The sequence below is a fragment of the Nocardiopsis trehalosi NBRC 14201 genome (assembly GCF_001552555.1).
In the GTDB taxonomy this organism is placed as follows: domain Bacteria; phylum Actinomycetota; class Actinomycetes; order Streptosporangiales; family Streptosporangiaceae; genus Nocardiopsis_B; species Nocardiopsis_B trehalosi.
In genome coordinates this window covers 41,932-67,752 of the sequence record NZ_BCRK01000002.1, presented here as the reverse complement: position 1 = coordinate 67,752, position 25,821 = coordinate 41,932, and the positions used below count along the sequence as shown (strand labels likewise).

The window sequence follows — 25,821 nt, the reverse complement described above, 5'->3', positions numbered from 1 at the left end:
GAACGAAAAATGTCAGTGGGGCGATCCGCTCGTCGCCGGAGCGCCGCTGCCGCCCACGGCCTCGATGAGGGGATCGAGCGCGGTCGGCATCCGCTCGCGCAGAACGGGCAGGTGCGCCCACTCCACCCGGACCAGCCACCCCACCGCCGGGGGTCCGGGAGGAGCGGTGGGAGGGGCGCCGCGCGATGACGACGCTGTGGGCGACGCCGAGCACGCCAGGGCCGCGCTGATCTCCTCGGCCCCGGCCATGTACTCCTCGCACCCCTTGGGCCGCCACATGTCGAGCCCCTCGGGACCCAGGACCGCGCCGCCGGCCCGCACGACGCCCCGGACGCGGGCCAGCGCGGAACGTCCTTCCTTCGTCATCGCCATGGGCCGAGGCTAGTTGTCAGTTTCCGAAGTCGTCTGCACGGATGACTGGAGTCCGCTGCACACGTGGCCGGTGAGTAGCTACACCAGGCCCCTCACACCTCACCGAAGACGGGGTGTAGCAGCGTGGGCAGGCCGCGTTCTCCATGCCCCGCCCCAACACTGCTACTCAGGCAGGTTCTCCGAGCCAACCAGCACAAGGCGGAAAAGCTGGTTCGGGCCGCCGTGACGGGTGTATTGAACGATCGGCGCATGGTCGTCGGTGCGGATCTCATGGACGTCCAGCCGCTTGCCGGCGAACGTCCCGATCTCGAACAGGCCCTGGCCGACCGGGTGAAGGGAGAACCGCTGGTTCGGACCACCGTGGCGGCTGTACTGAACGATCGGCGCGAAGTCATCGGTTCTGACACCCTGGACGTCCAGGCACTTGCCGGCGAACGTCCTGATCTCGTACAACCCGTCACCTGTTGGGTGAAAGGTGAACTGCTGGTTGGGCCCGCCGTGGCAACTGTGCTGGACGATCCGCGTATGGTCCGCGGTGCTGACGCCCCAGACGTCCAGGCTCCTGTTGGCGAACGTCCAGATGTGGAACGGGCCCAGCGGACCACTGTCGAGTTGCCGCAGCGCCTGCGCAAGGGCGGCGGCATCCGGGTACCGCCGGGCGGGGTCCTTGTCGAGCAGGGTCAGCACGAGATCGTCCCAGTCGGGCGGGACACCCTCGGCCACCGAGCTGGGCGCGGGCGGCTGCTGGGTGGAGTGCGCGGTGAGGTAGCCCATGGTATCGGGGGCCTGGAACGGCAGTCGGCCTGTGATCAGCTCGAAGAGAAGGCAGCCCAGGGCGTACAAGTCGCTGTTGGGTTCTGGGTAGCCGCGTGCCTGTTCAGGGGCCATGTACGCGGGTGTGCCCACGATGAAGCCCGTCCTGGTGACCCGGGTCGCGATGGAATCGGCTGCCTTCGCAATGCCGAAATCGAGGACCTTTACGACGCCGGAGGGGGTGACGAAGACGTTGGACGGCTTGATGTCCCGGTGCATGACCCCGGCTTTGTGCGCGTCGGCGAGCGCCTCACAAATCTGTATGCCCCACCGGGCCACGTCCCGCAGAGCGACGGCACCGCGGCTCAACACCACGTCCAGGCCCTCGCCGCGGACCATCTCCATCACCAGGAAGGGGACACGGTCATTCCCCGTGCCGGTCTCACCGAGGTCGTGGATGGTCACGTTGTTGGGGTGCTGTAGTCGAGCGGTGATCCGTGCCTCGCGCAGGAACCTGGCGCGCGCCTCGTCGCCGTGGCTTCCGCCACCGGCGAGCTGGGAGATCAGCTTGACGGCGACGGGACGCTCCAGCGTCTCGTCCTGCGCCTCCCATACCTGCCCCATGCCACCCTCGCCGAGCTCTCGCACCAACCGGTAGCGGCCCCCGAGAAGTTGGTCTCTCACTGCTACGCCTCCCCTGTTGGCATGACTGCGGAGCCTACCTCCGCGAGGTAGCGGTGAAGGCTGACATCTTCCGTTCGCCGCCACCGACAGGCAACGTGTTGACGGTCACGGGAATGTCAGTGAATCGGTCACGAGATGTCAGCAACCGTCCGTGACCGGGGTGTGCGCTCACGCCCGCCGTCCCGGTCGGCGCCTGCCGTGAAGTTTCCGCAGGTCAGGAGGTAGGCCAATCCGACCGCGCGGAGTGGTCTAGCCGCTCGGCCCGGAACGCCCCGCTGGCCCTGGTCCTGGCTTCCGGTGAACGCGCTTATCAGCGGGGTCAGCCCGGCGCCCGCCCTGCGGCGCCCCTTCGCACCCTGAGAGTCGTCGGTCGAACGTCAGCGGCGGATCTGCGCCAGATGTCATTGAAATCGGCGCGAGTGCCTCGAATTCGACCCAGCCGCACGTCCGGTTGGCGGCGGGGTGGCCGAGGCCGCGAGCTGGGGCGCGGGCGGTCGTGTACGGCCAATCATCGCGCGCGGCGGGGCCGGAGGCTCTACGGTGACGGCCATGACGCGCAGACACGCACGCTTCGCGCTCCTGTACTGGGTCCCGATCTGGCTCGTCGCCAGTCAGACGGTGGGACCGGGGCCATTGGTCTTCTTCGAACAGCCCATCCATTTCGTCCTGCTCTATCTCGGGCCGCCGGTCGCCCTGGTCCTCCTGGTGCTGTCGTTCGTCGGACCCAAGGCCAGGCCCCGGGTCCGGCCCCGGTTCGGAGCAGAACCGCGAGGAGGAAGAGGCACCGGACCAGTGACCCGGGCTGGCCGGGCGCCGGCCCACTGACATCTGGCGCAGATCCGCCGCTGGCCTCCGACCGACGACTCCCACGGTGAGCGTCTGCGGCCGGATGTCAGCGGCCCCGCTCTGCACCAGGTGTCGGCCGCAGGGGCCGATGTCGGCGTTCGCCGGACAAGCGCCGCTTCGCCGTCTCATCCTCGAAGGGACCGAGGACTCCGGCGGGAGGCGGAGGGGCGCCGGGTCGCGGCCGCCGCCGAGCCCGCGCGGCGCCTGGTCGAGCGGGGCTACGCGGTGTGCAGCCGCGACGGCGCGGCCCTGGAGCTGCACCCCGACGTCGCGTTCAGCCTCGCGCCCGCCCTCGATCCCGCAGACCGCTGACATCTTCCGTTCGCCGCCACTGACGCCAACGTTCGTTTCCACTGACATCTAGCGTTCGCTCAACACGCGGGACGACGGGGCCCTGACCGCCCTCGCACCCCCGCCCCGAGGGCCGGCTCGTCCGGCGCCGGAGGCCATCGAGGCACCAGGGCACCGGGCCGTCAGTCCACCGGGGCACCAGGATCGCCGGGGCGCCCCCGCGCCGCAATGCCACGTCCGCCCCGCCGCCTGCGGTCTCCCGTCCGCGGCGCCCCGGCCGCGGGCACGGTCCGTGAAAAGCGACCTCTCATGTCATACGGTGGCCTTCCGGGCAGACCGCCCACCGCACCCCGCCGCCGCCGTGGCATCCGCGCGCCGTGGCCCGGGAGAGCCGAAGGAGCCGGATGGACGCCATCGACATCATCGTCACCAAGCGCGACGGCGGCGAGCTGACCCCCGATCAGATCGACTGGGTCATCGACGCCTACACCCGTGGCGAGGTGGCCGACGAGCAGATGGCGGCGCTCAACATGGCGATCCTGTGGCGCGGCATGACCCGCGCCGAGGTGGCCCGCTGGACCGACGCGATGCTGCGCTCGGGCGACCGGCTCGACTTCACCGACCTCCCCCGGCCCACGACCGACAAACACTCCACCGGCGGCGTCGGCGACAAGATCACCCTCCCCCTCACCCCGGCCGTCGCCGCGTGCGGGGCGGCCGTGCCGCAGCTCTCCGGGCGCGGCCTCGGCCACACCGGCGGCACCCTGGACAAGCTGGAGTCGGTGCCGGGGTGGCGGGCCGAACTCTCCCCGGCCGAGATGCGCAAGATCCTCGCCGACGTGGGCGGGGTGGTGTGCGCGGCGGGCAGCGGCCTCGCCCCGGCCGACCGGAAGCTGTACGCGCTGCGCGACGTCACCGGGACGGTCGAGTCGATCCCGCTCATCGCCAGCTCCATCATGTCCAAGAAGCTCGCCGAGGGGACGGGCGCGCTCGTCCTCGACGTGAAGGTGGGGTCGGGGGCGTTCATGAAGGACGCCGGCTCCGCCCGCGAGCTGGCGCGCACCATGGTCGGCATCGGCAACGACAACGGGGTGCGCACGGTCGCCCTGCTGACCGCGATGGACGCCCCGCTGGGCAACCGGGTGGGCAACGCCCTGGAGGTGGCGGAGGCGCTGGAGGTGCTGGCGGGCGGCGGGCCGGACGACGTCGTGGAGCTGACCGTCACCCTCGGCCGGGAGATGCTGGCGGCGGCGGGGCTGGAGGGCGCCAAGGACCCGGCCGACGCGCTGCGCGACGGCACGGCGATGGACGCCTGGCGGCGGATGATCCACGCCCAGGGGGGCGACCCGGACGCCCCGCTGCCCGAGGCCGCCGAAAGCCACGTGATCGCGTCCCCGGCGTCGGGCACGCTGACCACCCTGGACGCCCACGCGGTGGGGGTCGCGGCGTGGCGCCTCGGCGCGGGGCGCGCCCGCAAGGAGGACCCGGTCTCGCCGGGGGCGGGCGTCACCCTGCACGCCAAGCCGGGTGAGGAGGTGCGCGAGGGCGAGCCGCTGTTCACCCTGCACACCGACGACCCCGACCGCATCCCGCGCGCGGCCGAAGGGCTGTCGACCTGCTACACCATCGACACCCCGGTCGACCGCCTCCCCCTGATCATCGACCGCATCGCCTGACCCGCACCGCCCCGGGCCCGTGCCCCACGCCCCGGTCCCCCCCCCGGCGGCCGTCCCGCCGGAGGGCCGGCACCACCGGCAATTGCGGCACCGCCTCAACGACCCCGGCCCTGCCGCGCGGCGTGCGCATCACGGGGTTGGCCCTGGTCCGCCTTTGCGCTCACCCATTGACCCGTATCGTGGAGCCGACCACCGACCAGTTCCGCCGCAACAGCCACGGCACCTACCTCACGCTTCCCCCGATGCCGGGTGCCCTCATCGAGGACCAGTCTGCCGACGACGCGTGAAGCACGACTTACGGCGGCACTTCCGCCCGGTGGGCCAAGTCGTTCGGCCACAACTGGGCCGACCACCTGGCGTCCACGCAGTACGTCTGCACCAGGTACGGCCACCCGGTTCACGAGCCGCGAAAGGCGTCCGCGCCTGCGCAACTCCAACAACGGTCCAGGTCTGGGCCAACCGCGCATGCCCGCCCTCTCGCCCGGTCAGGCGCTGCCCTCGGCACCCGACGACCAGACCCTGGAGGACGCCATGGACACGACCACGCCGGTCCCCGCCCAGTCCACCGACAGCTCCGACGGCCACAACGCCGAGGCCGCACGGGCCCTCCAAGCCCAACTGGCTCTGTACGGCACACCCGGCGACTCCGAGCAGTACCTCGGCACGGCCCTGTGGATCGAAAGTCACGGCGCCGGCTACATCTTCACCGGCCGGTGGCGCTCGCAGCTCAACTCCTTCGCCATGGAACTCCAGGAGAAGGAGAAAGGCGGCGGGTTCTTTCACATCAGCCCGCTCAACCCCGAAAAGACGCTGTGGTGGATCGGGGACGCCGACAAGGGGACCTTCCTGGACCGAATGAAGTTCGGCGATAACACCCTCGCCGTCATGAGGACATACACGCAAGGCGCCGAACTCCCCAAGTGGAAGTTCGAGGAAGGGCCTGTCGGGACGTTCTACATCAAGCACCGGGACACCTACGAATACCTTCACTGGACCGGCCGACTGGACGACACCTTCCCGTCTACACTCGAATTGCTTTCGACAAAGCAGGAGAACAATCCTTTCCTGTGGGATCTGTGGCCCAAGCCGGAGAAGTACACGTCCCCCGCGGTGCGGCGCCCGCGCACAGCGCCCAAGCACCCCGACTACGGTGCGCCGCCGGAGCAGACCTCGCTGGACGAGCCGTGGGAGCGGACCGACCTGAAGTTCATCGGTGAGACGCCGCTGCCGGCGGCCGTGGTCAAGGACGGCGACCGCGACCTGGCGTGGAAGATGCGCAACAGCCCGTACTACATGCTGCGCCGCTATTCCCAGTGGAAGCGCACCAAATTCGCGACCTACGACGGGTTCTCCCAGCAGTTGCATTCGGTCACCTACGACTACGGGGTCACCAAGTCGACGTCGCAGACCATCGAAAATAATCTCAACATCTCCGTCACGGCCGAGGCGGGGTTCTCCTTCAAGGGCATCGGGGTGAACGTCAGTGGCACCGTGGCTTACGGCCTTTCGGTGTCCACGACCACGCAGTGGGAGGAGTCCTACAGCAAATCCGAGACGTATGAGACCACGTATCCGTCCAACGACGGGAAGGCGTATGCGATCGCGGACTGGGAGCGCCGCGACGTGTACTCGCTGGTGCGCGCGGAGAACGGCAAGCCCGTCCCCGACGACGAGGTGCTGCGCTGGGAGGTCACCGTGCCCGGCGTCCACATCGCCCGCTCCTTCCAGGCCCCCGATCCGATCGACCCGACTGAGTGGGCGGTCGTGGGGCCCGTCAACATCCGCGGGCAAGTCGAGTCCGGCGGCCGCACGTTCGACTACTGGGAGATCAGGAAGGGGGCGCGGCGTCTCGGCATCAGTGTCCAAGGGGTGGCCGACTCGGCCACCGAGTACCAGCCCCGCCCCGAGCCGCACAACAATCCGCCGTACAACAAGCCGGGAGGGGCGGCCGCGTTCTACGAGGATGCGGCCCAGTGCGCGGCCGACCACTACGACCCGGATTCAGGATGGCCGCGCGACGGGGGAACGTTCACCTGGAAGCGCGAGACCTACCGACTCAACAGGTGGACGTGACTCTCGTTCAATGGCCCGCGGGCGTTCTTCCGGGCCCCGCGGGCCGCGGCATCACGCGTGAAGCGCAGTAGCACGCGGTGCACCGCATCCTGCTGCGAGCGCGGGACGAGCGGCACGAGTGAGGTCGGACCGCCCCACCCCTCTCCGAAGGGGCGGCGACGGATGTCCGTCCACACGTCCCCCGCACCCGCACCCGCACCCGCACCGATACGGCATCCGGCCGCGACCCTTGCGGCCACCCTGTGGCCGCAACGGCTCCTACCGTTCCGGACATGAGCGACAGCGAGGACATCCATCCCTTCCGTATCGACATCCCGCAGGCCGACCTCGATGAACTGCACCGGCGGCTGGACGCCACCTGGTGGCCCGACGACCTGCCCGGGGCCGGGTGGGACTACGGCGTCGACGCCGACCACCTGCGCGACCTGGTCCGCTACTGGCGCCACGATTTCGACTGGCGCGCCCAGGAGCGGCGGCTGAACGCGCTGCCGCAGTTCACCACCGGGATCGACGGGCAGGACATCCACTTCCTCCACGTCCGGTCGCCCGAGCCCGACGCGATCCCGCTGGTCATGACGCACGGCTGGCCGAGCACGGTCGCCGACTTCCTCGACGTCATCGGCCCGCTGACCGACCCGCGCGCGCACGGCGCCGAGGGCGCGCCCGCATTCCACGTCGTGGCGCCGTCGGTGCCCGGGTTCGCGTTCACCGGCCCCACCCGGGAGCGCGGGTGGAACCTGTCGCGCATCGCCCGCGCGTGGGCGGAGCTGATGCGCCGGCTCGGCTACGACCGCTACGTGGCGCAGGGCGGCGACTTCGGGTCGATGCTGTCGCCGGAGCTGGGGCGGGTCGACCGCGAGCACGTCATGGGCGTGCACGTGAACGCGCTGGTGATGGCGGTCGACTGGCAGAGCGAGGACCCCACCGCCGGGCTGACCGAGGAGGAGATCGCACGGATGTCCGCGTGGGACGCGGAGTGGGCGGAGCGGTCGGGCTACGCCACGGTGCACTCCACCCGGCCGCACACCATCGGGTACGCGCTCACCGACTCGCCGGTGGGGATGCTGGCGTGGAACCTGGAGTGGTTCGTCGACTACGACCCCACCAAGAGCGCCCTTGTGCCGGTCGACCGCGACGCGATCCTGACGGACGCGACGATCTTCTGGCTGACGCGCACGTCGGCGTCGGCGGCCCGGCTGTACAAGGAGGCGGGCGACGGGTTCTACGGCGGGGAGCGGACGGACGTGCCGACGGCGGTCGCGGTGTTCCCGGGTGACATCACCCTGCGCGCGGTGGCGGAGCGCTCGAACAACGTCGTCCGGTGGACGGAGTACGACCGGGGCGGGCACTTCGCCTCGCTTCAGGCCCCGGACCTGCTGGTGGACGACATCCGCGCGTTCACCGCCGACCTGCGCGGGGCGGGCTGACGGCGGGTCCGTGAGGGCCCGTTCGGGGGGTCCGCCGGGGCCGGGCGAGGACGGGCGCCCGGCCCCGGCGGGTGCCGGTCGCGCCGGCGGGACGGGCCGCCGGACGCGCCCGGCGGGCCCCGCTCCCGGGCCGGGTACGGGCGGAACGGCCGGGCAGGCGCCCCCGGGCGCCTCGCCCGCCCCACCCCGGGCGTCAGTCGGCGGCGGGCTCAGTGGCGGTATCGGCGGGCTTCCCGCCGGGGACGAGTTTCAGCCCCACGACCGCGGCGATGATGCCCGCCAGGAACACGACCTTCCACGCGGACGCGCTCTCGTCGCCGGTGGCCATGGCGTACACGACCGTCAGCGCGGCACCCAGGCCGACCCACACGGCGTAGGCGGTGCCGATGGGGATGTGCTTGGCGGCCCAGCCCAGGCCCACCATGCTGATGATCAGGGCCACGAGGAAGACGGCGCTGGGCTCCAGCCGGGTGAACCCCTCCGACTTCCCCATGGCGGTGGCCCACACCGCTTCGAACACCGCACTGATGAGCAGGACGATCCACGGCATCTCAGCTCACCGCCTTGAGGCCGATGATGGAGCCGACGAGCAGGACCAGGAGCAGGCACTTGCCCCAGGTGGCCCGGTCCTTGCCGGCGAAGAACCCCCACAGCACGGTGAGGGAGGCCCCGATGCCGACCCAGATCGCGTAAGCGGTGCCCGTGGGCAGCGAGGTCATGGCCCAGGCCAGACCGGCCATGGACAACAGCAGGGAGACGAGGAAGAGCACGGTCGGGCGGAGCCGGGTGAACCCCCGGGACTCGGACAGCGCCGTGGCCCACACGGCCTCAAGGACGCCGGAGACGACGAGGACGAACCACGCCATGGACGGATACCCCTTTCGAGGCCGTCTTGTCGTGGTGCGGGTACGGCTCCCTCGTCCGCGGGCCCGTGGGAGGGACCCCGGCCTCAACATAGCCCATCGTCGCTGTCCGTAGCCGAAAGAGTGAGGCGACACACCACGGCTCACCCGAGCTTCGAGATGCCCCGGCAGGGGCAGGAGCGTCGGCGGTGCCGCGCGCGGAGGCGGGCCGTCGTGCTCGTGCACACACGGCGAGGGTGAGGGTGGGACGACCTCTCTGCCCGCGTCCCCCTCCGCCGGAGCAGTGGCCTTACGGGGCGATCCCCCGTAAGGCCATAGCGCCGGCGGCCGCATCGGAGCGAGCGGCCCGCGCCGGGCGGTGGGCCGCGCCGCAGGGGCGGTCACGCGTGGCGGGCGATGAGGTCGCGGAGTTCCGCGAGGTCGGCGGCTCTGCGGCTCGCGCCGTTCGCGTCGTTCGCGTAGTAGCCGAACGCGTCGCGGCGCGCGACGAACGCCTCCGGGGTGAACTCTCGCCCGAACAGGTAGTCGCCCATGGCGTGTTCGAAACCGGACTCGTCCAGGTCGATGTCCTCGGCCTCGCAGTAGTCCAACATGCCGTCGGCCACCGCCCACCGCTCGCCGTCGAACCAGAACACGCCGCCGGCGCACTGCAGGTGCCCGCCCGTCTCCGGGTCCTTGACGACGGGGGTTTCGTGGTTGTCGGCGGGGTCGCGGACGAAGCGCAGCAGATCCTCGGGAACACCGTCGTAGAGCGCCCGCTGCGCGGCGAAGTCGGCGTCGCCGCACAGGTTCAGGTCCGACTCGTGGTCGAACGTCAGCAGCAGGGCGAGGCCCTCGGGCGCGAAGAACCAGACGGCCGCCTGGCCGCCGTAGTCGACCCACGCCAGGCGCTCCGCCCCGTGCACGGTCTGCGGGGCGACGCCCACGAAGTCGCTGATGACGGCCGCCCGTCGGCGCACCTCCGCGATGTCCGTCGCCTGGAGTGCCGCCCACGTCCCGTCGCCCATGGCCGCACCCTAGCCGTCCCCGCCCACAGGCCGGGGCCGCGCCCCGCTGCTGTCGCCGGGCGCCCGTGCCGGATCCGGGCTTACGGCCGACGCGTCCGCCGGCGGGCCGCCTTCACCTCCCGGTCGATCACCCAGGCGTCGGCGACGGGGCCGAGGTGGCCGAGCTTGTCGGGGTTGGCCACCGTGTGGACGGCCTGGACGCGCCCGTCGAGCACGTCGAGGGCCAAGGCGTACAGGACCCTGCCGTCGCGGTCGCGGAAGATGGCACCGGGCTGGCCGTTGACGTCGCGCGGTTCGAAGCCCACGTCGGCGTGGGTGAGCAGGGCGATGACCTTGCTCAGCATCCGGGCCACGTTGTCGGCACCCGCGACGGGCCTGGCGAGCTGCGGGGTCTTGCCGCCGCCGTCCCCGACCAGGTGCACGTCGGCGGCGAGCAGGTCCCGCAGCGCGTCCACGTCGCCGTCCTTCAGCGCGTCGAAGAACCGCGTCGCCAGCGCCCGCCGCTCGCGGCGGTCGGCGGCGAACCGCGGTCGGCCCTCGGACATGTGCCGCCGCGCCCGAACGAGGAGTTGGCGGCAGGCCGCCTCCGAGCGGTCCACCGCCTCGGCGATCTCGTCGAACCCGAAGGCGAACACCTCGCGGAGCAGGAAGACGGCCCGCTCCAGCGGGCTGAGGCGCTCCAGCACCAGCAGGGTCGCCATCGAGACCGAGTCGGCCAGCTCGGCCGACCGCTCCGGGTCCTGGTAGGGGTCGCTGAGCAGCGGTTCGGGCAGCCACGGGCCGACGTACGCCTCGCGCCGCACCCGGGCGGACCGCAGGACGTCGATCGAGATGCGGGTCACCGCGGCCGACAGGAACGCCTTGGTCGACTCGGGGCGGGTGGTCGAGGCGTCGAAACGCAGCCACGTCTCCTGCACCGCGTCCTCGGCCTCGCTCACGCTGCCCAGGATGCGGTAGGCGATCGAGAACAGCAGGGGGCGCAGCTCCTCGAACTCCTCAGCCTTGCTCACACGACTTCCCTTCCATGAGATCCGCCGCCCGCACCTCATCGGCACGGGCGGCCCGGGGGCCCGCCCGGCCCGGCGCCCGGGCGCGGGGGCCCGCCCTCCCGGCTCCGGGGACCGGGAGGGCCGCCGCCCCCTAGTGGAACTGTCCGGCCTGGTAGTCGCCGGTGGCCGGCTGCCGGGTGAGGATGTTCAGCCGGTTGACGGCGTTCATCATGGAGACCAGGACCACCAGGAAGGTGAGCTGCTCGTCGTCGTAGTGCTTGCGGGCGTACTCCCACGCCTCGTCGCTGATCCCCTCGCCGGCGTCGGCGACCCGGGTGCCCTCCTCGGCGATCCACAGCGCGGCGCGCTCGGCCTCGGTGAAGACCGTGGCCTCCCGCCACCCGGGGACGAGGTTCAGCCTGACGTGGGTCTCGCCGGCGGCGACCGCCTCCTTGGCGTGCATGTCGATGCAGACGGCGCAGCCGTTGATCTGGCTGACGCGCAGCGACACCAGCTCCTGCGTCGCGGTCGGCAGCGGCCCCTCCTTGAGCGCCCGCCCCGCCGACATGAGGTACTTGATGACCTTGCCTGCGGAGGGGCTGGCGAAGTAGTCCAGTCGCGCGGTCATGATGTGCTCCTTTGCGGTCGTCGGTGACTCACCCCCTGAGACGAGATGGCCCGATCCCCTGTGACACGCCGGAACGTGACCCGCGTCTCCCCTTCCCACCCGCGGGCGGCCTACCAGCGCGGGGGCGGCTCCCCGTGCGACGAGGGCGATCCGCGCCTCATCCCGGCGGACAGCGGACCGCCCGACCACCCACCGAATCATCGCAGCGGGGCGCGGTGCAGCAGCCAGTCGGCGATATCGGTCACCACGGCCGGGCCGACGTGCTGCGGCGACGCGTAGTCGGCCGGGGTGGACGGGCCGGTGCCGGGGAAGAACAGGTGGTCGTCCGCGTCATGGACGCGGAAGTCGACGCCGGGGCGGTCGGCCAGGCCCTCCCGCCACCGGGCGAGGTCGTCGGCGACCGTGACCTGGTAGTCGCGTCCGCCCTGGAGGATCAGCATCGGCCTGTCGAGCGCGGCGGCCGTCGCCACCGGGTCGTAGTCGCGCAGTTCGAGCCAGTACGACGCGGGCAGGCCGAACGGCAGGTCCGAGGCCGGGGTCGCGGGCGTCAGCTCGGGGCCGTCCACGAGCGCGGCCTGCCGGGTGAAGGTCGCGACGAGCGAGTCCGGGACCTGGTCGGGGACCACCGAGGCGAGGTAGCCGATGACGCGGACGGCGGCGTGGTGCATCGGCTGCGCGTCGCCGGCCATGACCACCAGGCCGGCGACGGCGGGGTCAGTGGCCGCGACCAGCGGGGCGACCTTGCCGCCCATGCTGTGGCCCACGACGAAGACCCGCTCGGCGTCCACCTCGGGGCGGCGCGCCAGCAGGGCGACCGCGTCGACGGCAAAGGGGACGTACTCCCGCGACATGGTCAGGTCGGGGGCGGCCGCGAACCCGCTGTGGACGTGGGTCGGCTTGTCGAAGCGCAGCACCGCGATCCCGCGCCCGGCGAGGCCCCACGCGAGGTCCTTCAGCGGCTTGTTCGGCCCCATGGTCGCATCGCGGTCGAAGGGTCCGCCGCCGCTGAGGAGCACCACACCGGGGGCGGGCGCCCGGCCCTTCGGGACGCTCACGGTGCCCGGGACCGCGAACGGGCCGGTGCCGACCGTGACGTCGTACTCGGTGAAGCGGCTCGGGTCGGTGTAGGGCGGCGGAGTCCACGCGGCGGGCGTGGCCTCGGGGGCGGCGGCGTCGGGCATCGGCACAACCTTTCTCAAGATGTGCGAACGTTAGCACGCCATGAGATCATCACGGGATGGACGGCTTCGAACTTCTGGCGCACCCGGTGCGGCTGCGGGTGATCCACGCGCTGCGCGGCGGGCGGGAGCTGACGACCGGCGAGTTGTGTGAGCGCGTCGCGGACGTCTCCAAGGCCACGGTCTACCGGCACGTCGACGTGCTCGCGGCCGGTGGCGTCCTGGAGGTGGCCGAGGAGCGGCGGGTGCGCGGCGCGGTCGAGCGGCGCTACCGGCTCCGCAACGACCGCGCGTCGATCGATGCCGACACCGCCGCCTCACTATCGCGCGGCGACCATCGGCGCCTCTTCACCACCGCCCTCGCCGTCCTCGCGGCCGAGTACGAGACCTACCTGGGCAACGACGAGGCCGACCCGGCGGCCGACCAGGTCGGCTACCGCCAACACGCCGTCTGGCTCAGCCCGGGGGAACTGGACCAGATGATCGACGGCATGCGAATGGCGATCGCCCCGCACCTCCCCAACGAACCGACCCCCGACCGCACCCAGTACCTCATCAGCCCCATCCACTTCCCCATCACACCCCCACCCCCCGAGAAAGCCCACATCCCCTCAACCGAAAACTCCCCTATCCCACCCACCTGACCCACGCCACCCACCCAGCCCCACGCCCCTATCCCCGCCTGCGCGGTGAGCACGCACCGCGTGCGGAACGGCGAAAGCCAAGCCGGGGACCATCCCCGCCGCGTGACGCGGGGAGCACCCCTCTGCGGGGCTGCGGCCTGGGCCTGCCGTGGGACCATCCCCGCGTGCGCGGGGAGCACCGCCACCGGCCCCGGCGGGGCGGATCACCCCGGGGACCATCCCCGCGTGCGCGGGAGCACCCGTCCGCGCCGGAACGCGACGCGCTCGGCGGGACCATCCCCGCGTGCGCGGGGAGCACCCCTGTACGTGAGTGAACGCCCTGGTCAGGGCGGGACCATCCCCGCGTGCGCGGGGAGCACCGCTCACGGTGAAGTCGTCGCTGGGGACGGTCAGGACCATCCCCGCGTGCGCGGGGAGCACCGCAGAGTGACTAGCCCGACCGGTGAGCCACCGGGACCATCCCCGCGTGCGCGGGGAGCACCGACCCGGCGCTGGTCCCGCACGGCCGTGGGGGGGACCATCCCCGCGTGCGCGGGGAGCACCGCGAAGAGTCCGCCGGGGCCGATCGCCCTGAGGGACCATCCCCGCGTGCGCGGGGAGCACCGCGACAACCACAACGCCGCGTTGACCGGGCTGGGACCATCCCCGCGTGCGCGGGGAGCACCCACGCGGTTCTCCGTCTGGGCGCGCACCCGGGGGACCATCCCCGCGTGCGCGGGGAGCACCCGCCGCCGGTCGGGGTGGCCGTGCGCCCGCCGGGACCATCCCCGCGTGCGCGGGGAGCACATGGTCGGCGCCGGAGTCGCCACCCTCAGCTCGGGACCATCCCCGCGTGCGCGGGGAGCACGGGATCGCCGTAGCGGCGGCCACCGCGGGGGCGGGACCATCCCCGCGTGCGCGGGGAGCACGGGTTCGGGTCGGCGGTCGGGTCGGGTTCCGGGGGACCATCCCCGCGTGCGCGGGGAGCACCCTTGCTGAACTGGGCGTTCAGGCTACGGCATCGCCGTTTTTAGCAACTAGTGGCGACTCGGACAAATAGGGCGGCAATGTCGGGACGGTACCTCGGACGAGGCACCCGACAGACACCGTTGTCCTTCGGCCAACCACCAGTCAGAGCGTCGACCCGGCTAGGGGAACAGCCCCCGCACGGCCTCCTTCAGGCCTTCCAAGTGGGCGGTCGCGCGGGTGCGGGCGGCGGCGAGGTCGTCGCCCGGGTCGGTGACCACCTCCACGTACGCCTTCAGTTTCGGCTCCGTCCCCGAGGGGCGCAGGGTCACGCGCCCCTCCACCGGACCGTCGAGGATGTAGCGCAGCGCGTCGGTCGGCGGCAGCCCCTTCACGCCCGGGGCGAAGTCGACCACCTCCGCCACCCGCGCGGGCCCGAACGCCTTCGGCGGTTCGGCGCGCAGCCGGCGCATCGTCTCGGTCATCGCGTCCAGGGCGGAGACCCGCACCGCCACCTGCCCGGTGAGGTGCAGCCCGTATCGGCGCGCCTGGTCGTCGCGCAGGTCGAGCAGCGTGCGCCCGTCCCGTTTGGCCTCCGCCGCCAGTGCCGCGATGGCCAGCGCCGCGCTGATCCCGTCCTTGTCGTTGACCGGCCGCCCCTCATCGCCGCCGACGCAGTACCCCAGCGCCTCCTCGTAGGCGAACACCGGCCGCTCCCCCGACTCCGCCGCGCGCGCCAGCCACTTGAACCCGGTCAGCGTCTCGGCGCACCGCACCCCGTACGCGGCGGCGATCCTCGGCAGAAGCCCGGCCGACACGATGGTCGTGGCCACCACCCGCCCCGGCCCCGACGTGGACCGCAGGACGTGCTCGGCGAGCAGCCCGCCCACCTCGTCTCCCGTGAGCAGCCCGTGCCCGGGGACGGCGACGGCCAGCCGGTCGGCGTCGGGGTCGTTGGCGATGACGAGGTCCGTGCCGAGGTCCCGGCCCGCCGCCAGGGCGAGGTCCATCGCCCCCGGCTCCTCCGGGTTCGGGAACGCCACCGTGGGGAAGTCGGGGTCCGGTTCGGCCTGCTCGATCACCGTGCCGGGCTGCGGGAACCCGGCCCAGGCGAAGGCGCGCCGCAGGGTCTCCCCGCCGACGCCGTGCAGCGGGGTGTAGGCGACGGTGATGTCGCGCTCCGGGCCGATCGGCAGGGCGGTCACCGCCTCCAGGTAGCGGTCGACCACCTCCCGGCCGAGGACGGTTCCGCCGCCGCCAAGCGGCAGCCGGTCGACGGGCCCGGCGGCGTCGATCGCCGCCGAGATCTCGGCATCGGCCGGCGGCACGATCTGCGCGCCCGCGTCCGGCCCCGACCCGCCGACGTACACCTTGTACCCGTTGTCGCGCGGCGGGTTGTGGCTGGCGGTGACCATCACCCCGGCGTCGGCGCCCAGGTCGCGGACGGCGAACGCGAGCACCGGCGTCGGCAGCGCCTCGGGCAGCAGCAGCGCCGTCAGGCCCGCGCCGGTGAGCACGGCGGCGGTGTCGCGGGCGAAGTCGGCCGACTTGTGGCGGGCGTCGTAGCCGATGACGACGGTCCGCCCCGCTCCCAGCCACGCGGCGAGCCCGGCGGCGGCGCGCATGACCGTGACCCGGTTCATCCGGTTCGGTCCGGCGCCGAGTTCGCCGCGCAGCCCGGCGGTGCCGAACTGGAGGCGGGTGCCGAACCGGTCGGCCAGCGCCGCGTCGTCGCCCGCGTCGAGCAGGGCGTGCAGTTCGTCGCGGGTCGCGGGGTCGGGGTCCTGCGCCAGCCAGGCGCGGGCCTGGTCGTGCAGCGTGTCGCCCATGGCGTGGGCCGTCCTTCCGTGCGTGTTGCGGTGCCCCGTGAGGTGCCCGGGGCCGGGATGCCGGTGCGCGGCCGGGTGGCGGACTCGGAGCGGGCCGACGGCCGGGTCGGTCGAAGGCCGGTCGGTCGACGGACCGACCCGCGAGCCGGCAGGCCCCGATGCGGGCCACCGGACCTCCGGTGGCGACTACCCCGACCGGCCCGCCGTGCACGCCGGGCCGGTGCGCGGCCCGGGGCTGTCGGCGCGGGGCGGGCAGCCTGGCGGCCCCGGCCACCGGGTCAGAGCCGGTTGACGACGGCCGCAAGCAGTTCGCCGACGTCGCCCGCTGCGGCGCGGCCGGTGGCGAGGACCTCGGCGTGGTCGAGCGGTTCGCCGGTGAGCCCGGCGGCGACGTTGGTCACCAGGGACACGCCCAGCACGTTCATGCCCTGCTCGCGCGCAGCGATGGCCTCCAGCGCGGTCGACATGCCCACCAGGTCGGCGCCCATGGCGCGGAGCATGCGGATCTCGGCAGGAGTCTCGAAGTGCGGGCCGGGCATCGCGGCGTAGACGCCTTCGCCGACACCGGGGTCGGCCTCGCGGGCGATGGTGCGCAGCGCGGTGCTGTAGGTGTCGGTGAGGTCCACGAAGGTGGCGCCGACCAGCGGGCTGCGGCCCGTCATGTTGATGTGGTCGGTGATGAGGACGGGGCGGCCGACGCCCAGGTCGGGGTGGAGCGACCCGGCGGCGTTGGTGAGGATGATCGTGGACGCGCCCGCTGCGGCGGCGGTGCGCACGTTGTGCACGACGGCGGCCTCGCCGTGGCCCTCGTAGAGGTGGGTGCGGCCGACGAAGACGAGGACGTCGCGGCCGCCCTCGATGACGCTACGCACGGTGCCGGCGTGCCCGGCGACGACGGGCGGAACGAACCCGGGCAGGTCGGTCACGGGGAATTCGGTCCCGGCGGACCCCAGCGCGTCGGCGGCGGGCGCCCAGCCCGAGCCCATGACGAGCGCGACGTCGTAGGAGTCGACTCCGGTCCGCGTGCGCAGCTCGTCGGCGGCCTCCTGCGCGGCCTGCTGGGGATCGGTGATCACTGTCGCTCTCCTCACGTTCGGAACACACGGCGCCGATGGCCCGCGCAGCGATCTTGTCCCGTCCCACCCCCAAGAGGCAACGCCGAACCGCCCACACCCCCCAACCCACCAGGTGACGCCACCGAATTCCCCGCGTGCGCGGGGAGCAGGGGGCGCGATGACGGCACCGCGCAGGAGGTCGGGAAGCATCCCCGCGTGCGCGGGGAGCAGATCTTCAGCATGTCGGTGCGGACCCGGTCCCAGGGAGCATCCCCGCGTGCGCGGGGAGCAGAACGCGGCGGTGTCGGAGGCGCTCATCATGTTGGGAGCATCCCCGCGTGCGCAGGGAGCAGGCCCGGCCGTTCAGCGTCTGGCGCGACCGGGTGGGAGCACCCCCGCGTGCGCGGGGAGCAGACCTAGGAGGCACCCGCCATGCTACGACGCCTGGGAGCATCCCCGCGTGCGCGGGGAGCAGCTTCATCTCCGGCGACGTGGCCATGGCCATCTCGGAGCATCCCCGCGTGCGCGGGGAGCAGCATCCAGCGGTCCGCCGCCCACGAGTCGGATCGGGAGCATCCCCGCGTGCGCGGGGAGCAGTGGGCGGCGGGCGCCTCGGCCTCGGCCGCGGCGGGAGCATCCCCGCGTGCGCGGGGAGCAGTCCGCCCCCGGCCAGCAGGCCGGGGGCGCTTTGGGAGCATCCCCGCGTGCGCGGGGAGCAGGACCTCCACCCGCAGCACGGCGTCCAGCACCGGGGAGCATCCCCGCGTGCGCGGGGAGCAGATCCCGTACAGAACCGACACCGATTTGGGGATGGGAGCATCCCCGCGTGCGCGGGGAGCAGAAGGCCATCCGGTCGATTCCGGACCTGTCCCTGGGAGCATCCCCGCGTGCGCGGGGAGCAGCTTTCAACCGACTCGTCTTTTTCACGAAGTCGGGGAGCATCCCCGCGTGCGCGGGGAGCAGGGCCCCTTCACCAGCTACGACGGCGGGTGACCGGGAGCATCCCCGCGTGCGCGGGGAGCAGACTTGATGACCTGCGGACATACCGGTGGGTCGGGGCGATTTTTGCAACTTGTGTTGGGGGCTGGGCAGGGAACGGTACTCGGTTCGGTAGGGCCGTGGGTGAGGGTTGAGGCGATCCCATCGGATGGTTGCCGCCCCCCATAGGCGTTGAGTGATGCCGGGCGGCCCGGAACGGGCGGGGCGTAGCGCTAGTCCAGGGTGAGTTGGCCATCGGAGACGCCTGCACTGGAGCCCGTGAGGCGGCGGGTGCAGCGGCGGCAGGAGATCGGGGCCGTGGTGGCGCGGAGGCGGAGGGGGTCGGTCGCCGCTCCGCAGACGACCGCCGGGACGCGGACCCCGACCCAGACGTGCTCGGTGACCGCGTGCACCACCGTGGCGCCGCCGATCACGGCGTTGGCACCGGCCAGTTCTGACCGGCGGCGTTCGAGTACGGCCGCCAGATGGTCCACGTCGGCGCGCGCCGCGAGCTGCGTCTCGTCACTCATGTTCTCCATGTTCCCCCTTCCCAGCGACAACCCTTATGACGGGCTCACCCCTGTGCGCCTGCGGTGCCGTCCCGCCACACGCCGCCCGCGGAACAACAGGCGGAGCCGCTGATCGACACTCGACCCATCACCAGGCACACGGGCAGAGCCGTGGATGGCGATGCAGGCGACAGCGATCGCCCCCAAGGCCAATCCCGCTACTGCGAAGTTACGCGACATGACTTCTCCATATCAGAGGTTCTCACTGGCCTTTATCGACCCCAATCGGGAACCTACACCAACTCGAACCCGCATGTCATCGAGTTCATCGACCCATCCGCTATCGCGGCACGAAGAATCGAAGCCGTAGCCACTTGAACTGGAATGACACTGAACCGAAGGCACTCTCCTCGAACCCTCGAGCTCATCTTCTTCCGCCGAATCATTTCATCGATCTCCGCGATGAAAATCCGCTCGATTTCCACAAATTATTCCTTGTGAACTTTCGACACAGTGATTCGACGGCAAATCCACGAAAGTTCGAGTTTGCAGATTTCAACCTGAGTCACCGAAGATTCGCAGACTGATTCGCGCCTTAGTAGTGCGTCGAACGACGGTGAGGAGCTACTGCGATGTCAGTACCACCGGACGGCGGAGGACCGGGTGGGGGGCGGCGTCGAAGGGGTGGTGGTGGCGGCCGGTGGGGGTGAAGCCGCCAGCGAGGTAGCAGCGCATGGCCGCGTGGTTGGTGGGGTCGACGGTGACCAGGACCTCGGTGGCCGCCGGGGCGGCCTCGCGGACGAGGGGGTCCAGGGCAGCGCAGGCGGCGCGACCGATGCCCTGCCCCTGCCACTCCGGGGCGATGTAGAACGCGCGGAACATCACCGCGCGCGCCGGTTCGTCGGCGATGGCCGCCAGCGACCCGAGCCGGTCCAGGATGCCGAACCCGACCGCCGTGCCGTGCCGCACCACAGCGAACGGGGTCCGGTTCGGGTCGGCGTCGGCGCGCGGGAGGGTGGCCGTGGCGTCGGCGGTGAACGAGCGCTGACCGGGCGCGAGGCGCAGCCGGAGCACGGCCGATCGCAGAGCGGGGATGTCGGGGCCGTCGCCGTCGAGCCTCCGCAGGACGACCCCTCGGGCGCCGGCCTCCGCCGCCCCGCCGCTCCCCACGCGGACCACCTCCGTCGCCGACCCGGCCCTCTCCCCCATGGCCACAGGCCGGGGGAATCACTGGAATGCACGATTCCTCCCAGTGTGGCAGGCAGCCCCATCGCCCTCGCAGAGGCGCCCCGGCGGGAGGCTCGTCCGCCCGCCTTCCCGAAGTCCCGGGTGGGACGATCCGGACCGCGATGCTGCCGCCTTGCGAGGGCTGCGCGGACGGTACGGGTGACGTCCGGGCGCGTCGGCGCCGACGCTCCGGTCGCCGCCCGGAGCGAAGATGTAGCGGCCATGGCGCATCGGCCCAGCGGGAGCGGTGGAGCGCGGCGCGTGACCGCCGCACCGACACCGTGCTCAGCCTCGCGGGCGAAAGGCGGCCGGACATCGAACCGGCGAGGCGCGGCCCATGCACGGCACGACCTCGCACTGTTCCGGTGTCACACGGGCCGGACGAGCCACCGAGGCTTTGCGGCGGTTCCGGCCTGCCGCGTCATGGCCACCGGCCACCGGCGACCGGCTGTCGCACCCGCTACACGGCCCCGAGCGAGGAGCGCCGCTTCCGCGCCGCCTGCGACGCCGAAAAGACCCCGGGGCTCTGCGGCGGCGCAGGCGCGCCGCGCCATGGCCACCGGCGAACGGCTGTCGAACCCGCCACACGGCCCCGAGCGAGGTCAGGAACACCGCAGCACCGCTTCGGCATCGCAGCGGCCGCCGAGCGAGGGCCACTCCGCGCCGCTACCGCCGGGGCGCCACGCCGCTGGACGCGGTGATCCGGTACCGGACTGGCCATACGAGGCCGACCTCCGGCCGCGACAGAATGCCGTACCACTTATCCGCAGTCATGGCACGTGAAGGATTGAGCATTTAAAGGCTCTATTCCAGACGAATCAAGGGGGTCTGCCGCCAAAGGCGCTCAGAAAACGGCGCCGGGCGAGGGGGCGGGGGCGGTGCCTGGCCAGGCCGTCCTCGGAGCTTCCGAGGACTTCCTGCCCCTGCCCGCCGCCCCGGCCCCGTTCCCCGTGCCTCCCGCACCGCGTGCGATGCCCGGCCGCCGTTCCGACCGCCGCTTCACCGATCACGCGCGCAGGGCGGCCGCCTCCGCGTCCGGGGCGAGGCCGACCGACGGGCGGTCGGGGCGCTGCGGGGCCGTGCCGCCGATGGACCGCAGCCACGCCCAGGTGTCGGCCACGGTCTCCGCCATGGGCCGGGCGCGCAGCCCCGCCGCGCGGGCCTTGGACACGTCCCCCTGGTGGAGGGTGTCGTAGATGTCACCCGGCGGCAGCCACAGCGGCAGCTCGACCCACGGTTCGATGCCCGCCGCCGCGATCACCTCGGGCGACGTCCACCGCAGTTCGGCGTCGGAGCCGGTGACGCGGACGCACTCCTCCAGCAGGCCGCCCATGGTGGTGAAGTCGCGCGGGCTCACCGTGTTGTAGGCGCCGCCCAGCCCGCGCTCGGCGGCGTCGCACATCCACGCCGCGAGGTCGCGGGCGTCGATGTACTGGAGGCCGAGGTCGCGCGGCCCCGGGGCGAGCACCGGGCCGCCCTTGGCGGCACGCGACAGCCACCACGGCAGGCGCCCGATGTTCTCGTACGGGCCGATGATGAGCCCGGCCCGCGCCAGCAGCGCCCGGTCGCCGAACGCCTCGACGGCGGCGAGTTCGCCGCCGCGCTTGTCGGCCGCGTAGTCGACGGCGTCGGCGTCCGGCGCTCCCTCGACCACCGGGGCGTCCTCGTCCGCCCCCGCCGGGGTGGGGAAGGTGTACACCGACCGGCTCGACACGTACCCGTAGTGGCCGGCCCGCCGGGCGAGGAGCCGGGCGGTGGCGCGCACGGCCGACGGCGCCCCCGACCAGGTGTCGACGACCGCGTCCCAGGTGCCGGCCTCCAGCGCGGCGAGCCCGCCGGGGGCGGTGCGGTCGCCGTGCAGGGCGGCGGCCCCCTCGGGCGGCGCGTGCCGGCCCCGGTGGAAGACCGTCACCTCCCAGCCCCGGCCCAGCGCCTCCTCCGTGACGGCGCGCCCCACGAATTCCGTCCCACCCAGCAGCAGCAATCTCATGGCGGCGATTGTGCCGTCCCGGACGGTCGAGGGGAATGATCGCACGCTGCGGGCAGAATCGCCCAGAGCTAAACGGACCGGACACCAGGGCGCGGGCGTGGGCCTCGGACTGCTGCGTGGGCAGGCGGACGCCCCACCGATCGGCTCAGGTGGGGCGTTGCACCGGTCGTGCGGGCGGGATGGGGGCCCCGAGAAGGGGCCCGCTCCGGCTTCGGGATGGCCGCCGACCCGGCCTGCGTCGCTCGTCGACTCCGGGCGGGCGGACAACCGGCGCGGGAGGCGCCGGTCCCCGTCCGATCACGGCCCCCGCCAATGGCCATGACCCCCGACCGACCGAGAGCCCATACGCCCCGAAACGACCCCCAGCGCCCCAGTCGGCCGCAGGCAATCGGACTCTCAGCGCGGGGCCATCGCCCCGACGGCCCGCGGCGTCGTGACGACTCAGGGGGTGATGGCATGTTCGACGAACCGGCCGCAGGAGCGGAACCCCAGGCTCCGGTAGACGGGCTCACCATCGGCCGACGCCTGGAGAACCGCGATGTGGTGGTCACGGTCTCGGGCCGTGTGGAGTGCCGCGAGCGTGATGGCACCGCCGTAGCCGCGTCGGCGATGGGAGGCCAGGGTGGAGACGTTGTAGACGCCGGCGACTCCCGCGTGCAGGAACACCTCGGCGGAGCAGACCGGCCGGCCCCCGACGTAGCCGACGAGGTACCGGGCCGGGCAGTCCTCGGCCAGTGCCTGCGCGGCGTTGCGGGCGAAGAAGCTGCGGACGGTGTCGGCGGGCGGGTCCCAGTTCGCGGCGAGGACCAGGGCGTAGTCGGCGAGCTGTCCGGGCTCGGTCACCTGCTGGATGTCGAGGCCGGGGACAGCCGGCGACGCCAGGGTCCCGTCGAGCTCGGCCCACATCGCCGCCTCGGTCTCGGCGGCCGGCAGACCTGCTGCCGTCAGCCCCGCCGAGAGGTCCGGTGGCGTCGAGGCCGGGCCGACCCACCAGGAGAATGGGCGGCCGGTGCGGGTCAACCTGCTGATGGTTTCGGCGACGCGCGCTGCGGCGTCGGCTGCGGTGAAGCGGGCGCCGGCGACGATGTTGAACGTGTCGTCGTCCAGGCCGCTGTCCGCGACCAGAAGGTCGTCGGTCTCCGTGACGGTCGCGCTCGACATGCTTCGGTGCAGATGGCAGGCGTGTTCCGCCAGGTTCTGTTCCATCTTGCCCATCAAGTCGGCTGCATGAGAGAAATAATCATTCATGGTGATCAATCCCAGCAGGGCCGAGCGAAGATCGCATGCCATTTCGAGCGGTGTCACGCCGACGACCAGCACTTTCGACACACGCCCTGGGCGCTATGGGCTCCGGGCGGGTTCCGGGTGGAGGCACACCGCTTCCCGGCCGGCCACCGCCGCCCGCCAAGGGCCGAGGCCCCGACCGGCCGACCGAGGGGCGGAACGCCACCAGGCTCCGGTGAGCGGAGGGGCCGCCGCGAGGGGTGGGGCCGAGGCTCGCGCCCCGGCCCACGCCTCGCCGGTCACATGCCGATCGGGTGCCAGACCGTCTTGGTCTCCAGGAAGTGGGCCAGGCGGGCGATCCCCGGGTCCGCCGTCCAGTCGGGGGCCGGGTCGGGGCGCAGGACGCGCTTGAGGGTGGTGGCGGCCGCGCGCTCCAGATCGACCGCGTCGTCGCCCGCGCCCGCCAGGTCGAGGGCGTTGACGTCGGCGTGCGAGGCGAGGTGCGGGGCGAGTTCGGCCGTGCGCCCGGTGAGGATGTTGACCACCCCGCCCGGCAGGTCGGAGGTGGCCAGCACCTCGGCCAGGGTCACCGCGGGCAGCGGGGCGCGCTCGGCCGCGACCACGACCGCCGTGTTGCCGGTGGCGATCACCGGGGCGATCACCGACACCAGCCCCAGCAGCGGGGAGTCCTGCGGGGCGAACACCGCGACCACACCGGTCGGCTCGGGCGCCGAGTGGTTGTAGTACGGCCCCGACACCGGGTTGCTCGCCCCCAGCACCTGGGCGTACTTGTCGGCCCAGCCCGCGTGGTAGACCCACCGGTCGACGGCGGCCGCGACGGCCGCCTCGGCGGCGGCCGCCCCGATGCCCTCGGCGTCCGCCAGCTCGGCCGCGAACTGGGCGGAGCGGCCCTCCATCATCTCCGCCACCCGGTACAGGATCTGCCCGCGGTTGTAGGCGGTGCGCCCCGACCAGCCGCCGAACGCCTTGCGGGCGGCCGCGACCGCGTCGCGGGCGTCCTTGCGCGAGGCGAGCGCGGCGTTGGCCAGGTGGTCGCCCTGGTGCGACGCCACGGGATAGGACCTCCCCGACTCCGAGCGGGGGAAGGCCCCGCCCAGGTAGAGCTTGTAGGTCTTGCGGACCGCCAGCCGTGCCGAGGACGGCACGGGCGCGGGGCCGTCGTGTGCGACGGGTTCAGCCAAGGTACGCCTCCAGTCCGTGCCGCCCGCCCTCCCGGCCGTAGCCGGACTCCTTGTAGCCCCCGAACGGGCTGGCCGGGTCGAACTTGTTGAACGTGTTGGACCACACCACACCGGCGCGCAGCCGCTCGGCGGTCCACAGCATGCGGGAGCCCTTCTCGGTCCACACCCCGGCCGACAGCCCGTACGGGGTGTTGTTGGCCTTGGCGACCGCCTCCTCGGGGGTGCGGAAGGTGAGGACCGACAGGACCGGCCCGAAGATCTCCTCGCGGGCGATGCGGTGGGCCTGGGTCACCCCGGTGAACACCGTGGGCGGGAACCAGTACCCGCGCTCGGGCAGTTCGCAGGCCGGCGACCAGCCCTCGGCGCCCTCGTCGGCGCCGGAGCGGGCCAGGTCGCGGATGCGGTCGAGCTGGGCGGCGGAGTTGATCGCCCCGATGTCGGTGTTCTTGTCGAGCGGGTCGCCCAGGCGGAGCCGCTCGATGCGGGCGCGCAGCCGCGGCAGCAGCTCTTCGGCGATCGACTCCTGCACCAGCAGCCGCGACCCGGCGCAGCACACGTGCCCCTGGTTGAAGAAGATGCCGGAGACGATGCCCTCGACCGCCTGGTCGAGCGCCGCGTCGTCGTAGACGATGTTGGCGCCCTTGCCGCCGAGTTCCAGGCTCACCCGCCGGTCGGTGCCCGCGACCGCGCGGGCGATCTCGCGGCCGACCTCGGTCGACCCGGTGAACGCGACCTTGTCGGTGCCCGGGTGGGCGACCAGGGCCCGCCCGGTCTCGCCCGCGCCCGGCAGGATGTTGACGACGCCCGGGGGCAGGTCGGCCTCCTGGCAGATCTCGGCGAACACCAGGGCGGTGAGCGGGGTGGTCTCGGCCGGCTTGAGGACCACGGTGTTGCCCGTCGCGAGGGCGGGCGCGATCTTCCACGCCAGCATGAGCAGCGGGAAGTTCCACGGGATGATCTGGGCGGCGACGCCGAGCGGCCGGGGGCGGGGGCCGAACCCGGCGTGCTCCAGCTTGTCGGCCCACCCGGCGTAGTAGAAGAAGTGCGCCGCGACCAGGGGCAGGTCGACGTCGCGGGTCTCCTTGATGGGCTTGCCGTTGTCGAGCGACTCCAGCACCGCGAGTTCGCGCGACCGCTCCTGGAGGATGCGGGCGATGCGGAACAGGTACTTGCCGCGCTCGCGGCCGGGCATCGGGCCCCACACCGTGTCGAAGGCGCGGCGGGCGGCGGCCACCGCCCGGTCGACGTCGGCGGCGCCGGACACCGCGACCCGGGCCAGCGGCTCCTCGTCGGCCGGGTTGGCGGTGGTGAGGTACTCGCCGGTGGCGGCGGGGGTGAAGGCGCCGTCGATGAACGGTTCGTAGGTGTCGCGCAGCGACACCACGGAGCGCGACTCGGGCGCGGGCGCGTACTCGAAGATCTGGTCCACGG

At 72.6% G+C, this 25,821-nt stretch carries 20 protein-coding genes, 2 CRISPR repeat arrays and 1 riboswitch; of the genes, 4 read left to right on the top strand and 16 right to left on the bottom strand.

What is annotated here, in order from left to right; all coding sequences use genetic code 11:
• Positions 1-12 precede the first annotated feature (12 nt).
• On the bottom strand, positions 13-372 hold the full coding sequence (locus NT8_RS00905) for a hypothetical protein (RefSeq protein ID WP_067962877.1): 360 nt from the start codon (positions 370-372) through the stop codon (positions 13-15).
• Positions 373-534: 162 nt separating this feature from the next.
• Positions 535-1,773 (bottom strand): serine/threonine protein kinase, encoded by a 1,239-nt coding sequence (locus NT8_RS29710; protein ID WP_281203365.1) that lies wholly within the window; start codon positions 1,771-1,773, stop codon positions 535-537.
• A gap of 1,577 nt (positions 1,774-3,350) precedes the next feature.
• On the opposite strand from NT8_RS29710, the gene NT8_RS00895 reads away from it, so the two are divergent.
• The 3 genes from NT8_RS00895 to NT8_RS00885 all read left to right on the top strand — a co-directional run bounded on the left by NT8_RS00895 (position 3,351) and on the right by NT8_RS00885 (position 8,122).
• On the top strand, positions 3,351-4,622 hold the full coding sequence (locus tag NT8_RS00895; protein WP_067962874.1) for a thymidine phosphorylase: 1,272 nt from the start codon (positions 3,351-3,353) through the stop codon (positions 4,620-4,622).
• Between the two features lie 531 nt (positions 4,623-5,153).
• On the top strand, positions 5,154-6,695 hold the full coding sequence (locus NT8_RS00890; protein WP_169805174.1) for a hypothetical protein: 1,542 nt from the start codon (positions 5,154-5,156) through the stop codon (positions 6,693-6,695).
• A 272-nt stretch (positions 6,696-6,967) separates the two neighbouring features.
• On the top strand, positions 6,968-8,122 hold the full coding sequence (locus NT8_RS00885) for an epoxide hydrolase family protein (protein WP_157515427.1): 1,155 nt from the start codon (positions 6,968-6,970) through the stop codon (positions 8,120-8,122).
• Between the two features lie 193 nt (positions 8,123-8,315).
• On the opposite strand, the gene NT8_RS00880 is transcribed toward NT8_RS00885, so the two are convergent.
• The 6 genes from NT8_RS00880 to NT8_RS00855 form a co-directional block, all read right to left on the bottom strand.
• Positions 8,316-8,672 carry a DMT family transporter gene (locus tag NT8_RS00880; RefSeq protein WP_067962868.1) on the bottom strand — a complete coding sequence of 119 codons (357 nt, stop codon included), beginning with the start codon at positions 8,670-8,672 and terminating at the stop codon, positions 8,316-8,318.
• A gap of 1 nt (position 8,673) precedes the next feature.
• Entirely contained in the window at positions 8,674-8,988 is a 315-nt protein-coding gene (locus NT8_RS00875) for a DMT family transporter (RefSeq protein ID WP_067962864.1), read from the bottom strand.
• A gap of 14 nt (positions 8,989-9,002) precedes the next feature.
• A riboswitch (guanidine-III (ykkC-III) riboswitch) is annotated at positions 9,003-9,069 on the bottom strand.
• Between the two features lie 296 nt (positions 9,070-9,365).
• Complete coding sequence (locus tag NT8_RS00870; protein WP_067962861.1) at positions 9,366-9,992, bottom strand: hypothetical protein; 627 nt, start codon at positions 9,990-9,992, stop codon at positions 9,366-9,368.
• 80 nt (positions 9,993-10,072) lie between these two features.
• Positions 10,073-11,002, bottom strand: coding sequence for an RNA polymerase sigma-70 factor (locus NT8_RS00865; protein WP_067962858.1), 930 nt, complete (start codon positions 11,000-11,002; stop codon positions 10,073-10,075).
• A gap of 130 nt (positions 11,003-11,132) precedes the next feature.
• Positions 11,133-11,609, bottom strand: a complete 477-nt coding sequence (locus NT8_RS00860) for a carboxymuconolactone decarboxylase family protein (protein WP_067962856.1) — start codon at positions 11,607-11,609, stop codon at positions 11,133-11,135.
• 197 nt (positions 11,610-11,806) lie between these two features.
• Positions 11,807-12,790 (bottom strand): alpha/beta hydrolase family protein, encoded by a 984-nt coding sequence (locus NT8_RS00855; protein WP_084468539.1) that lies wholly within the window; start codon positions 12,788-12,790, stop codon positions 11,807-11,809.
• Positions 12,791-12,846: 56 nt separating this feature from the next.
• Between NT8_RS00855 and NT8_RS00850 the strand changes: the two genes are divergently transcribed.
• A complete protein-coding gene (locus NT8_RS00850; RefSeq protein WP_067962854.1) occupies positions 12,847-13,431 on the top strand; it encodes a helix-turn-helix domain-containing protein in 585 nt (194 codons plus the stop codon).
• A gap of 150 nt (positions 13,432-13,581) precedes the next feature.
• A CRISPR array of direct repeats spans positions 13,582-14,394; the repeat unit is 23 nt; unit sequence GGGACCATCCCCGCGTGCGCGGG.
• Positions 14,395-14,558: 164 nt separating this feature from the next.
• Here the strand turns inward: NT8_RS00850 and NT8_RS00845 are convergent.
• The 8 genes from NT8_RS00845 to NT8_RS00805 form a co-directional block, all read right to left on the bottom strand.
• Positions 14,559-16,205 (bottom strand): phospho-sugar mutase, encoded by a 1,647-nt coding sequence (locus tag NT8_RS00845; RefSeq protein ID WP_067962851.1) that lies wholly within the window; start codon positions 16,203-16,205, stop codon positions 14,559-14,561.
• A gap of 278 nt (positions 16,206-16,483) precedes the next feature.
• Entirely contained in the window at positions 16,484-17,281 is a 798-nt protein-coding gene (locus NT8_RS00840; protein ID WP_067962848.1) for a purine-nucleoside phosphorylase, read from the bottom strand.
• 181 nt (positions 17,282-17,462) lie between these two features.
• Positions 17,463-18,284: a CRISPR direct-repeat array (repeat unit 29 nt; unit sequence GGGAGCATCCCCGCGTGCGCGGGGAGCAG).
• Between the two features lie 187 nt (positions 18,285-18,471).
• Positions 18,472-18,768, bottom strand: a complete 297-nt coding sequence (locus NT8_RS00835; RefSeq protein WP_174549494.1) for a hypothetical protein — start codon at positions 18,766-18,768, stop codon at positions 18,472-18,474.
• A 603-nt stretch (positions 18,769-19,371) separates the two neighbouring features.
• Positions 19,372-19,917: a GNAT family N-acetyltransferase gene (locus tag NT8_RS00825; RefSeq protein ID WP_245645983.1), complete on the bottom strand. Its 546-nt coding sequence runs from the start codon at positions 19,915-19,917 to the stop codon at positions 19,372-19,374.
• Between the two features lie 1,063 nt (positions 19,918-20,980).
• Positions 20,981-21,964 (bottom strand): NAD-dependent epimerase/dehydratase family protein, encoded by a 984-nt coding sequence (locus NT8_RS00820; protein WP_067962835.1) that lies wholly within the window; start codon positions 21,962-21,964, stop codon positions 20,981-20,983.
• Positions 21,965-22,405: 441 nt separating this feature from the next.
• Positions 22,406-23,293: a GNAT family N-acetyltransferase gene (locus tag NT8_RS00815; RefSeq protein ID WP_245645982.1), complete on the bottom strand. Its 888-nt coding sequence runs from the start codon at positions 23,291-23,293 to the stop codon at positions 22,406-22,408.
• 194 nt (positions 23,294-23,487) lie between these two features.
• Positions 23,488-24,390, bottom strand: coding sequence for an aldehyde dehydrogenase family protein (locus NT8_RS00810; protein WP_067962832.1), 903 nt, complete (start codon positions 24,388-24,390; stop codon positions 23,488-23,490).
• The gene (locus NT8_RS00805) at positions 24,383-25,819 is read right to left on the bottom strand and encodes an aldehyde dehydrogenase family protein (protein ID WP_067962829.1); all 1,437 of its coding nucleotides are present in this window, start codon (positions 25,817-25,819) and stop codon (positions 24,383-24,385) included. Before NT8_RS00805 ends, NT8_RS00810 begins: the two co-directional genes overlap by 8 nt.
• Positions 25,820-25,821: the final 2 nt, after the last annotated feature.

Excerpts from the sequence above, each read along its gene's own strand:
- NT8_RS00870 (WP_067962861.1), bottom strand. The coding sequence starts at position 9,992 with ATGGGCGACGGGACGTGGGCGGCACTCCAGGCGACGGACATCGCGGAG.
- NT8_RS00890 (WP_169805174.1), top strand. The coding sequence starts at position 5,154 with ATGGACACGACCACGCCGGTCCCCGCCCAGTCCACCGACAGCTCCGAC.
- NT8_RS00860 (WP_067962856.1), bottom strand. The coding sequence starts at position 11,609 with ATGACCGCGCGACTGGACTACTTCGCCAGCCCCTCCGCAGGCAAGGTC.
- NT8_RS00835 (WP_174549494.1), bottom strand. The coding sequence starts at position 18,768 with ATGAGTGACGAGACGCAGCTCGCGGCGCGCGCCGACGTGGACCATCTG.
- NT8_RS00820 (WP_067962835.1), bottom strand. The coding sequence starts at position 21,964 with ATGAGATTGCTGCTGCTGGGTGGGACGGAATTCGTGGGGCGCGCCGTC.
- NT8_RS00850 (WP_067962854.1), top strand. The coding sequence starts at position 12,847 with ATGGACGGCTTCGAACTTCTGGCGCACCCGGTGCGGCTGCGGGTGATC.
- NT8_RS00905 (WP_067962877.1), bottom strand. The coding sequence starts at position 372 with ATGGCGATGACGAAGGAAGGACGTTCCGCGCTGGCCCGCGTCCGGGGC.
- NT8_RS00855 (WP_084468539.1), bottom strand. The coding sequence starts at position 12,790 with ATGCCCGACGCCGCCGCCCCCGAGGCCACGCCCGCCGCGTGGACTCCG.
- NT8_RS00895 (WP_067962874.1), top strand. The coding sequence starts at position 3,351 with ATGGACGCCATCGACATCATCGTCACCAAGCGCGACGGCGGCGAGCTG.
- NT8_RS00875 (WP_067962864.1), bottom strand. The coding sequence starts at position 8,988 with ATGGCGTGGTTCGTCCTCGTCGTCTCCGGCGTCCTTGAGGCCGTGTGG.
- NT8_RS00880 (WP_067962868.1), bottom strand. The coding sequence starts at position 8,672 with ATGCCGTGGATCGTCCTGCTCATCAGTGCGGTGTTCGAAGCGGTGTGG.
- NT8_RS00885 (WP_157515427.1), top strand. The coding sequence starts at position 6,968 with ATGAGCGACAGCGAGGACATCCATCCCTTCCGTATCGACATCCCGCAG.
- NT8_RS00845 (WP_067962851.1), bottom strand. The coding sequence starts at position 16,205 with ATGGGCGACACGCTGCACGACCAGGCCCGCGCCTGGCTGGCGCAGGAC.